13 protein-coding genes are annotated in these 13,117 nt (G+C 70.2%); 4 read left to right on the top strand and 9 right to left on the bottom strand.

Annotated elements, in window-relative coordinates; genetic code table 11:
- The first annotated feature begins 61 nt into the window (after positions 1 to 61).
- Both V1634_RS27110 and V1634_RS27105 read left to right on the top strand, forming a co-directional pair.
- The gene (locus tag V1634_RS27110; RefSeq protein ID WP_331208339.1) at positions 62 to 1,072 is read left to right on the top strand and encodes an ATP-binding cassette domain-containing protein; all 1,011 of its coding nucleotides are present in this window, start codon (positions 62 to 64) and stop codon (positions 1,070 to 1,072) included.
- Positions 1,069 to 1,911: an ABC transporter permease gene (locus tag V1634_RS27105; protein ID WP_331208338.1), complete on the top strand. Its 843-nt coding sequence runs from the start codon at positions 1,069 to 1,071 to the stop codon at positions 1,909 to 1,911. Before V1634_RS27110 ends, V1634_RS27105 begins: the two co-directional genes overlap by 4 nt.
- A gap of 53 nt (positions 1,912 to 1,964) precedes the next feature.
- On the opposite strand, the gene V1634_RS27100 is transcribed toward V1634_RS27105, so the two are convergent.
- Together V1634_RS27100 and V1634_RS27095 are read right to left on the bottom strand one after the other, a co-directional pair.
- The gene (locus V1634_RS27100; protein ID WP_331208337.1) at positions 1,965 to 2,795 is read right to left on the bottom strand and encodes an NmrA family NAD(P)-binding protein; all 831 of its coding nucleotides are present in this window, start codon (positions 2,793 to 2,795) and stop codon (positions 1,965 to 1,967) included.
- A gap of 52 nt (positions 2,796 to 2,847) precedes the next feature.
- Positions 2,848 to 5,100, bottom strand: coding sequence for a DUF6461 domain-containing protein (locus V1634_RS27095; RefSeq protein WP_331208336.1), 2,253 nt, complete (start codon positions 5,098 to 5,100; stop codon positions 2,848 to 2,850).
- Positions 5,101 to 5,227: 127 nt separating this feature from the next.
- On the opposite strand from V1634_RS27095, the gene V1634_RS27090 reads away from it, so the two are divergent.
- Complete coding sequence (locus tag V1634_RS27090; RefSeq protein ID WP_331208335.1) at positions 5,228 to 5,647, top strand: GntR family transcriptional regulator; 420 nt, start codon at positions 5,228 to 5,230, stop codon at positions 5,645 to 5,647.
- A gap of 205 nt (positions 5,648 to 5,852) precedes the next feature.
- Here V1634_RS27090 and V1634_RS27085 read toward each other — a convergent pair whose 3' ends face one another.
- From V1634_RS27085 to V1634_RS27065, 5 genes are all read right to left on the bottom strand, one after another.
- Positions 5,853 to 6,284, bottom strand: a complete 432-nt coding sequence (locus tag V1634_RS27085; protein WP_331208334.1) for a hypothetical protein — start codon at positions 6,282 to 6,284, stop codon at positions 5,853 to 5,855.
- A complete protein-coding gene (locus tag V1634_RS27080) occupies positions 6,232 to 6,939 on the bottom strand; it encodes a hypothetical protein (protein WP_331208333.1) in 708 nt (235 codons plus the stop codon). Before V1634_RS27080 ends, V1634_RS27085 begins: the two co-directional genes overlap by 53 nt.
- On the bottom strand, positions 6,936 to 7,196 hold the full coding sequence (locus V1634_RS27075) for a hypothetical protein (protein ID WP_331208332.1): 261 nt from the start codon (positions 7,194 to 7,196) through the stop codon (positions 6,936 to 6,938). Before V1634_RS27075 ends, V1634_RS27080 begins: the two co-directional genes overlap by 4 nt.
- A 346-nt stretch (positions 7,197 to 7,542) precedes the next feature.
- The gene (locus tag V1634_RS27070; RefSeq protein ID WP_331208331.1) at positions 7,543 to 7,746 is read right to left on the bottom strand and encodes a DUF397 domain-containing protein; all 204 of its coding nucleotides are present in this window, start codon (positions 7,744 to 7,746) and stop codon (positions 7,543 to 7,545) included.
- Positions 7,739 to 8,623 (bottom strand): helix-turn-helix domain-containing protein, encoded by an 885-nt coding sequence (locus tag V1634_RS27065; protein WP_331208330.1) that lies wholly within the window; start codon positions 8,621 to 8,623, stop codon positions 7,739 to 7,741. The genes V1634_RS27070 and V1634_RS27065 overlap by 8 nt, the downstream gene beginning before the upstream one ends.
- Before the next feature lie 328 nt (positions 8,624 to 8,951).
- On the opposite strand from V1634_RS27065, the gene V1634_RS27060 reads away from it, so the two are divergent.
- Complete coding sequence (locus tag V1634_RS27060) at positions 8,952 to 11,027, top strand: hypothetical protein (RefSeq protein ID WP_331208329.1); 2,076 nt, start codon at positions 8,952 to 8,954, stop codon at positions 11,025 to 11,027.
- Between the two features lie 54 nt (positions 11,028 to 11,081).
- Here the strand turns inward: V1634_RS27060 and V1634_RS27055 are convergent, their stop codons facing one another.
- Positions 11,082 to 11,810, bottom strand: a complete 729-nt coding sequence (locus V1634_RS27055; RefSeq protein ID WP_331208328.1) for a GntR family transcriptional regulator — start codon at positions 11,808 to 11,810, stop codon at positions 11,082 to 11,084.
- 108 nt (positions 11,811 to 11,918) lie between these two features.
- Positions 11,919 to 13,117: dipeptidase (locus V1634_RS27050; protein ID WP_331210723.1), on the bottom strand; the 1,199-nt coding region annotated here is incomplete at its 5' end.

Genomic DNA, 13,117 nt, shown 5'->3' with positions numbered 1-13,117 from the left:
TGTGATCTGGGTACGGCGTACGCTAATCTCCGTACACCGTACCCAGTCTAGGGGGTTTTCCGTGCCCACTTCCGGCCACGTCGTCTTCACCGAGGGCCTACAGAAGCGATATCGCGACACCCAGGCACTGGCCGGGCTGGACCTCGCCGTGCCGCGCGGCCTGGTCTACGGACTGCTCGGACCCAACGGCGCCGGCAAGACCACCGCCGTACGCATCCTGTGCACCCTGCTCCGCCCGGACGGCGGTCGCGCCGAGGTCGCCGGCCACGACGTACGGACCGAGCCCCGCCTGGTGCGCCGCCGCATCGGCCTGACCGGGCAGAACACGGCGGTCGACGACAACATCACCGCCCGGCAGAACCTGGTGATGTTCGGCCGGCTGTTCCACATCGGCGCTGCCGCCGCCCGGCAACGCGCCCAGGAGTTGCTGGACCAGTTCGGCCTCGCCCATGCCGCGGACAAGACCCCGAAGAAGTTCTCCGGCGGGATGCGCCGCCGGCTCGACCTCGCCTCCAGCATGATCCTCGCCCCCGACGTGCTCTTCCTGGACGAGCCCACCACCGGGCTGGACCCGGCCGGACGACGCGAGGTGTGGCAGGCGGTCGGTGATCTCGCCTCGCGCGGCACCACGGTCGTGCTCACCACCCACTACCTCGACGAGGCCGACCGGCTCTGCGACCGGATCGGCGTCATCGATCGCGGCAGGAACCTCGTCGAGGACACCCCGGACGGGCTGAAGCGCCGGATCGGCAACGAACGACTCGAGATCGTCGCCGCCGAACCGGCCGACCTGCCGGCGATCCGCACCCTCGCGGCGAAGGTCGCCGCCGCCGGGCGTACGGCCACGGTGGACGACGGCGTACTCGCGGTCAGCGTTCCGGTGGACAACGGCGTGGCCGCGCTGACCGAGGTCGCCTCGGAACTGCGCCAGCGGGGCATCGCCGTGGCCGACCTGGGGCTGCGCCGCCCCACCCTGGACGAGGCCTTCCTGCACCTGACCGAAGAACGCCGGGGCGCCGACACGCACCCCGACGCGATCCGCCCGACCGCTCAACTGGAGGCCAGCAGATGACGACGATCCCCCTCGCACCGGAGACCACCGACACCCTCGGCAGCCGGGTCAAATGGGCGGTCGTCGACTGCTGGACGATCCTGATCCAGGAGATGGTGCACCTCGTCCGGCAGCCCTCCAACTTCGCCTGGCAGCTCGGCTTTCCGATCGTCATGGTGCTGATGTTCGTCTACGTCTTTGGCAGCGCCATGGACGTCTCGGGGCAGGGTGCCGGCGCCGGCTATCTGGAGTACGCCATGCCCGGTCTCTTCGCCATGACCATGGCCTTCGGCTTCATGAACACCGCCTTCGCGGTCGCCATGATCAAGGAACGGGGCTTCATCGACCGGTTCCGCTCCATGCCGATGGCCTCGTCCGCGGTGGTCACCGGACGCGGCCTGGCCGACGTCATCCACGCCACGGTGGACCTGGCCATCCTGGTCGTCATCGCGCTGGTGCTCGGCTGGCGTCCCGGGGGCAGCCTCGCCGCGACGCTGACCGCCTTCGCGCTGCTGCTGTGGCTGCGTACGGCCCTCATCTTCGTCGGCATCCAACTCGGGCTGATGCTGAAGAACACCGAGGCGGCCGGAAACCTCTTCGCGCTCGCCTTCCCGTTCGGCATGGTCTCCTCGGTCTTCGCGCCACCGGACCTGATGCCCGGCTGGCTCGGCGCGGTCGCCGCCTGGAACCCGGTCTCCTCCACCGCCGGTGCGATCCGGGAACTCTTCGAGTCTCCCGCAGTGGCCAGCGGGTACTGGATCGAGGAGCACGCCGTCACCACCGCCGTGCTCTGGCCTGCGGTCATCACGGCGATCTTCCTGCCCCTGGCGGTACGCCAGTACCAGCGCCTCGGTCGCTGATCGCCAGCGCCGCCACCGCCCTCGCCCCCGGTCGGTCTTGCTGGCTCACACACCTAGCCGGCTTCGACCGGGGGCGCCTGGAACCTCTCCGCGTGCTCGGCCACCCACTGCGCGAACGTGCGGGCCGGGCGGCCGGTCACCTGCTCGACGGTGTCGACGACGGTCCTGGCGGCCTCGTCGGGAGCGGCGTACCAGCCGACGACGTATTCGGCCTCCGCCCGAGGTACGCCGGTGGCGATCAGCCTGTCGACGGCCTGTTCGTGCGTGATCGGGACGAGGGTGATGTCGCGGTGGATGGCCCGGGACAGGATCGCGATCCGTTCGCGTGTCGTCAGCGCTTCGGGTCCGGTGAGGTTGTACGCCCGCTCCGCATGGCCGTCGTCGAGCAGTGCCACCGCAGCCACCGCCGCTATGTCGGCTTCGTGGACCAGCGCACTGGGAAAGTCGTACGGCTCGCGCACGACCCCTTCGGTCCGGATCGATTCGACCCAGGTCAACGTGTTGGACATGAACTCCTGCGGCTCCAGGCGTGTCCATCCCACACCCGAGTCCGCCACAGCCTGCTCGACCGGCCCCACCTCGCCACCCCAGAGCACGGTGATCCGGTCCACCCCCGCGGCAACCGCCCGTCGAACCAACTCCGGTCCGACCTCGGCGAGCCCCGTCGTCACCGTGACGTGCAACCGGTTGACGCCGTCGAGGGCGGCGTCCAACCTCTCCGGCATGGTGTGCGTACCGGCCACCAGCTCCACGCCGGCCGGAAACCTGCCGGTGGCAGCGGCCGGATTCCGGGTCAGGGCCCGGACGTGTTCTCCTCGGCGGACGAGTTCTGCCACCACGTGTCGTCCGGTGTTGCCGGTGGCCCCGGTAACAAGCGTCGTCATAGTCGCACCCCTCTCGTCGCCGACGACGCTAGAAGCTCAACCGCGCTTGACGTCAAGGATGTCGGCGCAGCCCGGATCCGCTGGCACCGGATCGCGCTTCGGCGATCCGGGTCTGCGCCTCGGCGAGCAGGTTCGCCGCGTGCGGGCCGGCGGCGTAGCGGGCCGCGTCGACCGTCTCCGTGACGGCGGCGACCGGGTCCGGGTTCGTCGCCCGGTGCAGGGCGAGCCAGACCCATCGGTGCGTACCGTCGTCGAGTTGGGATCGGCGGGCGCGCAGGTGCGCGTCCGTGGTCAGGGCACGGGCCGCGATGCTGGCGACGATGTCCGGGTCGGCGCCGATCCCGGCGTACCGGGCGGCCTCTGCGGCGACCTGCCAGGCCAGGTCCCGCAGTTGCGGTTCGGGTAGTCCGGTCAGCGCCTCGGCGACGTCCCCGAGCAGGTCACCGGGTCCCGACCGGCGTGGGTACAGCGTCGGCAGGTCCGGCACGATCCGGAAGGCGACGTCGGCGGCCTCGATCCGGGCCAGGGCTTCGGCGGTGATGCCGTGGCCGGTGAACCGCTGCACCGCGACCAGCCCCATCAGCCGCTTGCCGCGGTGGTGGTCGGCGAAGTCGAGGTCGGCGAGCATCACGGCGACCGGCGGTGGCGCCTCGATCGCGCCGAACGGTTCCACCGAGAGCAGCACGTCGCCTTGTTCGGCGAACGACAGCCGGGTCAGCGCGTTGACGTTCCAGTACATGCTGGCGGCCCGCCCGCCGGTGGAGGCCCGGGTCAGCACGGGCTCGGTCGAACCCTGCCAGCCGTTGTACTCGACGGCGACCACGGCATCGCCGACATCCAGCACCGCGACCCACGGATCGATCGACTGCCGGCTCATCAGCTCCTCGCCGATGGACCGCAGCGACTCCGGTCGGTCCGGGTCCGCACCGAAGGCGCGCAGCACCTCGTCGGCGCTCGCCCCGGTCACCACCGTGACCGTGGCGGCCTCGGCGAGGGCGCTGCGGCGCACCCACCGGTAGGCGGCCTCCGGCCGTTCGGGGCGTGCAGGTTCGGGTTCGCCGCGCAACCGGTGGCCGAGCCGGTCGGTGCGGGCGTACACGATTTCGGGTGCGCTGGGTGCCTGCCACACCACGAGTTCGTAGTGCTCGCGGTCGGGATCGTCGGTGTCGTCCCTGCCCCGGGCGTGTACCCGCAGCCGGTAGTCGCCCGGCCATGGTGGGGTGGCCCGGCGCAGCCCCGGCTCACCCGAGTCGGGTCCGATCACCGAGGCGCCGCCGACGGCCGCCCGCCAGCTGACCTCGACGATCTCCTCCCAACCGGTCGCGACCTCCGGCGGCGGTCCGTCCAAGATGGTCAGGAGCAGCCGGACGTGTCCGCTCTCGGTACCGGTGCGGATCACCGCGCCGCCCGGGACGACCGCCACCAGCCCGTTGCCGCCGAAATCGACCTCCGGAACGTGATCGCCCTCCAGCAGCGCGAACCGGTGGCCCGACACCGGCACCGATCCGCTCGACCGGCAGGGCAGCAGGTACTCCGCCCTGGCCCGGGCCAGGACCGCCGCCGCGTAACCGGGCGGCATCGGGGTGTCGCGCAGCAGCAGTACCGCCGTGCCGATCCCGACGCCGAGCACGGCCGGTGCTGCCGTGGCCCAGCGGGGGATGCCCACCCGGGGCAGGACGGCGGCGGCGGTGGCCACGGCCAGCCCGAGCCATGCCGCGCCGTGTGCGGCAGCGACAGCGGACTCGTCGGTGAGGTCGGGCGCGACCTCCAGCCGCGGAGACACCTGCGGATGCGCGGCCAGCCGACGGGCCAGCGCGACGACCAGCGGTACGGCACCGGGCCGGATCTGCCCGAGCAGGGCGGCACCGCTGACCGCCTCGCTCTGCCCGCCCATGGTGGCGATGGCGACGTTGCCGGTGAACGGTTCCGGCAGAAAGCCGGTCAGGTCCGGGGCGCCGGTCAGGTCCAGCTCCGCCACGGTCAGTTCCAGCGCACCGAGCAGGCGTTCGGTCAGCAACGCAGGCAGCGTGCCCAGCGCGTCCTGTACCGGCGAGTGGGTCGCCCCGGCCCGGCCGCCCGGACGGATCCCGGCGAAGGCTCGGGCCCGACCGCCGGAAGGGACCCCGGCGAACGCCAGGTGCGGGGCGGTCGGTTCGCGGATCGGCCAGACGTCGTCGTCGGCCATCGCCCGCAGCCGACCGAGTTCGGCCCCCGGTGCCGGCGGCACGCGGGCGACGAGCAGCGGCAACGCGGCGGCGACCGCTCCGGCCAACTCCGCCAGAACCTCGTCAGGAACCTCGACCACAGCGTCTCGCGTCCTCCCCGTAGCGGACGGCGCATTCTAACCATTGACTCATCTCACGGCTGGCCGCCAAGCCTTCGCCGGCCGCGCTGCGGATTATGGCGTATCGTCCTGCTACAACGGTTGCTACATGAGCGGAGGCTTGGTGGGAAGGGGCGCGTTGGACGCGGTACCAGGGATAGTCATCGACACGGCGTCGACGGTGCCGCCGTTCGAGCAGTTGCGTGCACAGCTCGCCCGGCAGATCCAGGACCATGCCCTGGTCGTGGGTACCCGCCTGCCGCCGATCCGCCAGCTCGCGACCGATCTCGGTCTGGCCGCGAACACGGTGGCCAGGACCTATCGGGAACTGGAGGAGGCTGGCCTGATCGAGACCCGGGGGCGGGCGGGCTCCTTCGTGTCGGCGGCCGGCGCGCAGGGGCGCGAACGGGTGCGACGGGCCGCCGCCGAGTACGCGGCCGTGGTCGCCAGCCTCGGCATAGACCCGGACGAGGCCATCCGGATCGTCCAGGCGGCGTTGACCACGGGTACCCGGACGTCGGCCACCTGACTCGTCCCCATTGAGGCTGGTGCTCGTTGACCGACCCCCGGCCTCCAGAACTACTACGACCAGAGGGATCGAGAAGACTACCGAATGGTTATTGGAGACCGAGGGCCGCGGAGAATAAGCAAGGCCCGGACTTGCCCACAAGGGTGGCTCTGGCTTCGTCCGGGACTGCTCATGGTGGAGCGGCGATGGTCCGGGCCAGGGCGATTCACATGAACCTTGCTGCTGCTTGCTCGACTTGCGAGATGAACTCTTCGAGTTGCGGCTCGGTCAGATCCGCGTCATGTAGCAGATTTCCAAGGACAAAGATTTGCACTTGGAAGGCGACCTCGGGATTGATGCTGTCGGCCAGTTCTACCTCGCCAAGGGCAGCTCTGATCATCCCTTCCACGTCCAAGGCGGACAGCTGATTGCCGTCTTGGTAGCGCCCACGGATGTCGGAGACGTAGCGAGCGATGTCGCGGACGTCCGTGGCTGAGTCGAAGCGGTCGTTAACCGCTATCGCGAAGGCCGCACCGATGACCTGAGGAGCGCCCTGCCAGCCCAACTGATCCAGTTCGGCGGTGAGGCGGTCCGCACTTCCCCAGTCACGACGAGCTATCGCGCGGACTAGCTCGCTCAGTTCGATCCTTGTGCCCACGGTTCTTGAACCTCGCTATCTGACTGCGAATCATCTGGCCCGACTTATGCAATGCGATCCCGACCACCAGCCCGGCGACAACTATGTGGCCTGCGGCTTCGGGCACGTCAATCTTGGCCTTCGGCGCGGGCGCAGACAAGGTCGGCGTGCCCGTCCCGGCCTGCTGGCTCCCAGACGGCCCCGAAGGGTTACGGAAGATGCTGATCACCTGCTGGGTCAGTTCTGTCCCGGACTTCGCGCCGTCCTGCACGGACTCGACATCACGCGTCATCCTACCCAGGAAGCTGTCGAGGTTACGCTTCGCGTTTGAACGTCGCTCAGCGTCCGCCACAATCTGCTCACCTGACGGTGCTGCGGCTTCGGCGGCCTGGTGGGTGGGGGTTGAGCCTGGTGCGATTTTGTTGATGTAGGTGGTCAGGTTCTCGTTTGCCTTCGCGAGGAGCCGGGCGTACCGGGCGGCCTTTTCGCTCGCGGTGCGGCTGGCCGTGACGGCCTGCCGGATGTGGTTGTGGTTGGTGCCCCTGGCGACCTCGGTGACGTGTGCTTCGGCCTGGTCGGCGTCGGCTTGGGCACGCAATGCGGTGACGGCGGCGGCGTCCAGGCTTCGGAGCACTGCAAGCAACTGGGCGACGACATCGCCGACGCTGCCGGTCATCCGAGGTCGGCGAGGTAGGACGTGGCGTTGCCCTCGGCGGCGAGGAATCGGCCGACGGTCGGCCTGACCTCGCCCTCCGCCTCGGTCAGATTCTTCCGCACCTTCTGGACGTCGCCATCCCGACTGTCGTGCAGGAGCTGGTGGGCACGCGCGATGGCTTCGGCGGCGTCGGAAGCAGCCTGCTCGAATGTGGAGCGGCCACGCTCGATTGCCTCGATGCCGGCGCGGAGGGTGCCCTTGACCTCATCGATCGTCACTGACTGCCCCCAGATCACCCGGCGGTCTGGGGTACGGTGCCGCTGACCTGTTCGGCCGCTCGTGCGAGTGCCACCCTCACGCCATCGTTGCTGGCCACGCTGGTCCTCCAGATCGCCGTCGTCGTATAGCCACCGGCGCGAGCCGTCGGGACACGGCCCGAGTCAAGCTCCACGTCTGGCCGATGGCCGGACCCTATCGGGTGTGATCGATCGGTCGCTGCCCTGGAGCCGACAGCATGGGCTGAAAGACTTGAGCGTCCGACCAGGTCAGATCCTCCGCTTCGGGAATGGAGAGAACAGCAGATGCCCCCGGCCAAGGCCGAGGGCACTGGTTGGCGCGGGTCGGTCAGCGGGCGATGCTGGTGGTCTTGACTCCGTCGACGAAGGCGGACCAGGTGTACGGCGGGAAGGCGAGGACCGGCCCTGCCTGGTCCTTGCTGTCGCGTACGGCGACGACGTGTGTCAGGTTGTCGGCGACCTCGACGCACTCGCCACCGTTGCCAGCACTCCGGCTGCTCTTGCGCCACTCGGCGTCGGTCAGGTCAACCATGGGTTAGCTCCCCGATGAATTTGTTGATCAGGTTCTTCGATTGTCCCTCATCCAGCGCCAGCCGGCTAAGGCTGGCCCAGACCTTCTCGTAGGCGGCGTATTCGGCTGCGCGGTCGAGGTAGAGGGCTCCGGTCAGCGACTCGCTGTAGACGATCGGTGGCTCGGGCGTATTGCGGTTACCGGACGGGAAGTCGAGCAGGACGAACTCACCCGCCACGGTGCCGTGGTGTGGACCGGCAGCCAGCGGTAGCACTCGAACCGAGACGTTGGGCAGGTCAGCTACCTCGATCATGTGTTGGAGCTGTTCGACCATTACGGACCGGTCACCGACTGGCTGCAGCAGCACCGCCTCGGAGAGGACCATCTCCACGTTGGGCGCGGGCGGCAGGCGCCGGGTCAGCAGGCTTTGCCGTTGCAGTCGCACCTCGACGGCGCGCTCCCGATCTTCGTCGCTCATCTCCGGCTGGTCGATGCCATACATCCCTGAGGCGTATCCACGGGTCTGGACGATGCCCGGTATCAGCGTGTTCTTGAAGAAGCGCAGTCGCGAGGCCACAGACTCCAAGCCGACGTACAGCTCGAACCACTCGGGGATGGCGTCGCCGTACGCGTGCCACCAGCCCTTGGCCTTTGTCTGGGTGGCCAGCCCGACCAGGGCGCCGACCAGGTCCGGCTTGACGTCGTAGAGCGCGCACATCGCCCTGACGTCGAGCGAGCGGACGACGCCGAGTCCACTCTCGATCCGCCAGACCTTCTGCCGGCTGCACTCCAGGGCATCGGCCGCCGCGTCCAGGGTCACCCCGGCCTCGGTGCGGAGCTGCTTGAGCGTTCGGCCGAGCTGGCGGCGCGGCACGGTCGAACCCATGTCCTCGGTCATCTGATCACTCCCCGCGTTCGATTCTGCAACATCCTGCCGCCTCCGATAAAACGTCTATCCGTTGACCAAAAATAAGTCAACAGGCGATGGCGATTTCTTGCGAGAATTCGTTGCCACCCACCCGTCACACGCTACAAGATGGCCCTCGAGAGGCGACCGTCCATACAGTTTCCGACTGGGTCGCCGCGCTGATCAACAATCCTCGGCGAAAGGATGGCGCTGCCGTGCGCGCAAATCTCCGTCGTATTCATTCCACCTACCGCCACCGACCCGATCGCGATCGGCGAACCGACGGGTCACGCCAGGCCGGGCAGCCGTGGACAGGCCGATGACCGGCCGGCCCGTGGTCGTCACCTGCCCGAGCTGTGACGGACTCACCTTCACGGTCGGCGCCTGTCTCTGCGTCGGATACGGCAACCGGATGCTGGTCACCGACGATCCGGCACCCCGGGAGCCGTACCAGGAATGCCGGATGTGTCGCGGCGTCGGCCAGATTGCGACCGCCTGCCATCGGTGCGGGCAGCGCGGCGAGCGGCGGGCGCAGCTCGTGCTGACCGTGGCCAACGTGGACACCGGTGAGGTCGCCTCGGCCAGTGTCGTCCCGGGCACGGTGCCGCCCCGGCCGGCGCCCGGCGGCGGATGGCATCTGCCCCTGCAACCGCTGGTTGACCAACTGGCCGATTCCGTCGGCGCGGCCACCTGGTCGGACTGCCACGGGCAGTCGGGCGACGGGTCGGCCGTGTGGCTGCCCCGCGAGTGGAGTCCCGAGCTGCCCGACGACCAGCGGCTTGCGCTGGAGACCCGGGCCATCGCCGGCCACCCCGGCGAGAGCTGGCAGGTGTACCTCGGCCGCAGCGTCGCCCCGCCACCGGTCGTCCCGGAGCAACGGCTCGGCCAGCTCTGCGACCTCGCCGACCGGCTCTGCCTCGACCTGGTGCTGGAGGCACGCCGGCTGTGCCACGGCCACGACGATCTGCTCTGGGACATCCGCTTCGACGTACCCGGGGCGGCGGTGCCGGCGACCCGGCGCGGGACGGCGTCCAGCCTGACCGAGGCGCTCGGCACCGTCACCGTGGCGTACGCGATCTCCGGTATCGCGGCGCGCGGCCTGGCCGCGCCGGCCCGGTACCTCGTCCCCTCGGTCGCACCGGCCCCCGACCCGGCGCGGCCCGCCCGGGACCTGGACCAGGTCGAGCGTCGGGTGGTCGCCGAGTGCGCCGATCTGCGCACCGGGGAGCCGCTGCCCGGTGCCTGCGCGATCTGGCGGGACGGGCGCTGGTGGTACACCGGCCTGCGGGTCGCCGGCCGGACCGAACGACTGGTCGAGCGGGAAACCGGCCAGCTTCTGCGCCGCCGCACCGAAGTGCTGCGGCGCGGCTGGGAACCACCCGACCCCGGCTGGCTCGGCGACGCGATCGCGCACACCCCGTGCCCGGCCTGCGACCCCGGCAACGGGCTGCGGCCCTGCTTCTGCACCGTCGGTGCTCCTGCGGCCGATCCCGACTGCGCCAGTTGCGGTGGCACCGGACTGCGCGCCGGGATGCTGACCTGCCACACCTGCCTGGACAGCCACCGGATCTTCCAGGGCATGGTCGTCACCCTCACCGACCTGGACCACCAGGTCGTACACCTCAACTGGCGGGCCGGCGACGCCGCGCCCGCGCCGCTGGTCGCGACCCAGCCCGGCGGCAAGCCGGTGGTCCAGCTACCCGAGCGCTTCCGGCTGGCCACCCACGCCACGACCCTTGGCGTACGACCGGAGGACCTCACCGAGGCCGACGGCGGCTGGCCGGTCGACCAGGATCTCCGCGACGGGTACGTCACGCTGCACGTGACCGGCGTCGAGCCGCTGACCCAGCACCTCGCCCAGTCCGGCCGGGGCAGACCCGGCGGCCGGCTGATCGTGCTGGCCGCACCACCCGAGGTGCCGCCGTTGGCCCACCTGATCCGGCTCGCCCACGCCCTCGGCCTGGCGGTCGACGTCTCGGTACGCGACAACCGGCACAACGCCGACGACCCGCTACGCGCGCAGGGCGTCTGCTGGTACGTCGAGATCACCGTCCCCGCCCCGACGGCGCCGGAGGAGGAACCGGCGGGCCGGCCGACGCTGGCCGGGGCGATCGCCTACGCCCTCGACTACCTGGGCAGTGTGCTGGCCGAGGCGGTACCGGACGACCCCGCGCAACCGATCGCGGTGCCGCAGGCGTCGATGTCGGACCCGACCGCCGACCCGGAGCCGATGCTGCGCCGGCTCGGCGCGCACCATGCCGGACAGTGGGTGACCGTCCGGTTCAGCGGCGCCGACTGCCGGATCGGAGTACGCGAGCAGGGGGGCCTACGTCATCTGGTCAGCGCCGCCGACCTGACGGCCGGGCTCACCGCTCTCGGCCTGGGCGCTGTCTGACCCCCGACGCCCCTGCGCTATGCAGCCCGTGAGGCTTCGGCGCGCGGGGCAGGCTCAGGCGCCCCGGGTGATCCGCAGGGTCAGCACGTCGGTCCGGACCGTGATGTGCCCGTGGAACAGCGCCAACCCCTCCGCGTTGTAGCCGATCTGGGTCGCGCTGACCAGCGGATGCCCGACCGGTACCCCGAGCCGGCCGACCGCCGCCTCGTCGGCGAGTACGGCGGCGAACTCGATCTCGGCCCGGCACACCGGCATCCCGGTCGCGCCGGCCAGGAACTCGAACATGTCGAGGTCGATGCTGACCAGGCCGGACGGGTCGAGGTCACGGTCGCCGACCCGCAGCGGCAGGTGGTCGCGGATCCAGGCCGCCGCGACGCCGTCGACGGCGAAGAGCCGGTCGACCCGCCAGACCGGTGAGCCGACGTCCAGCCCGAGGATCTTCGCGCAGTCGTCCGGACACTCGGCCCGGCTCACCGCCGCGTCCTGCAAGGCCGGCCGGTGGCCGGAGGCGGTGATCCGGTCCCGCAGTGCGGTGACGTCACCGATCGACACCGGTACCCGCTCGGCCGGTTCGCTGACGAAGGTGCCGACACCCCAGGTCCGGGTCAGTACGCCCTCGGCGGCGAGCTGCCCCAGCACCTCCCGTACGGTGGCCCGGCTGACCGCCAGCCGGTCGGCCAACTCGCGCTCGTTGGGCAGCTTGTCGCCGGTCCGGAACTCGCTGCCGATCAGATCGCGCAGTTGGACCTGCGCGGTCTGTAGCGCGGTTTCGCGCCGAGCCATCAACCTCACCTCTTCGCTCCGCCGCGCCAGCTACGGCGTACGGAGTGTAGTAGTTGGGCACCCGCCGGATCGACGTCCGAGCGGGTGCACCCCCACCACCCGACGTCGTTACCAGACCTGTTCCAGTACCCGGATGGTGTTGCCGCCGATCACCTTGGCGATCTCGTCGTCCGAGTAGTCGTGTTTGACCAGCCAGCCGACGATGTTGCCGAACGCCTCGCCCGGGTTCTCCACCCCGGAGACGTACTCGACCCTGGGGTGCTCCGGCTTGTTGCCGGAGTCGTGACCGTAGTTGCCGGCGTACGTCTTGTGCACCCCGACGTGGTCGCCGAACATCGTGTCCGGGCCGAACGTCACATGGTCGATGCCGACCAGGTCGACGCAGTAGGTGAAGTGGTCCATCACCGATTCCAGCGAGTGTTCCAGGTGCGCCTCGGAGAGCGTGGTGTGCGGGGCGGCCTCGATGCCGATCACACCGCCGCGTTCGGCGCAGGCCCGGATCACCTCGTCCGGCTTCATCCGCGAGGTGTTCCAGACCGACCGCGCCCCGGCGTGGGTGATGAAGACCGGTACCCGGCTCGCCTCGATGGTGTCCAGGCAGGTCTGGTCGCCGGAGTGCGAGATGTCGATGGCGATGCCGAGCTTGTTCATCCGGTCGACCGCGCGCCGGCCGAAGTGGGTCAGCCCGCCGTCCCGGGCCTCGGAGAGCCCACCGCCCAGCATGTTCGCCTGGCTGTACGCGATGCCGAGCTGCCGCACCCCGAAGCCGTACAGGATGTCGATCCGGTCGAGTTCGTTCTCGATCGGGCTGCTGCACTCCAACCCGGCGACCAGGGCCAGCCGGCCGTCCCGCTTGGCCGCCCGGATGTCGTCGAGCGAGGTGGCCAGCTTGACGTAGTCCTGCTGGTAGAGGTCGCTCATCCGCATCCCGAGGGCGTAGACGAGGTCGTTCCACTTCCAGCCGTTCTCGCTGGTGACGCAGGAGGCGCCGGCCATGAAGTTGTCGAAGACGGCGGTCAGCCCGGACCGGGCCAGCCCCTCGTAGCCGGTCCGCTGCCGGGCGGTCCGGTTGTAGGCGCGCAGCTCGGTGACGTCCGCCGGCAGGATCACCGGGTGCTCGTGCAGGGAGATCGCGATGTGCTCGGCGAGCAGGCGCGTGACCCGCTGCCGCTGCGCGTCGGAGAGCCCGAGGTCGTGCTCGGGCACCCGACCGATCTCCGGGGCCAGGTCGAAGACCCGGTAGTCGGCATGTGGCTCCAGGTACGAGTAGGACTTGTGGCCCTGGTACCGGGAAGCGGGTTCTTGCA

Source organism: Plantactinospora veratri (assembly GCF_036421995.1).
Taxonomy (GTDB): domain Bacteria; phylum Actinomycetota; class Actinomycetes; order Mycobacteriales; family Micromonosporaceae; genus Plantactinospora; species Plantactinospora veratri.
The sequence above is the reverse complement of the archived record's forward strand: the minus strand, read 5'-3'. Positions and strand labels throughout refer to the sequence as shown.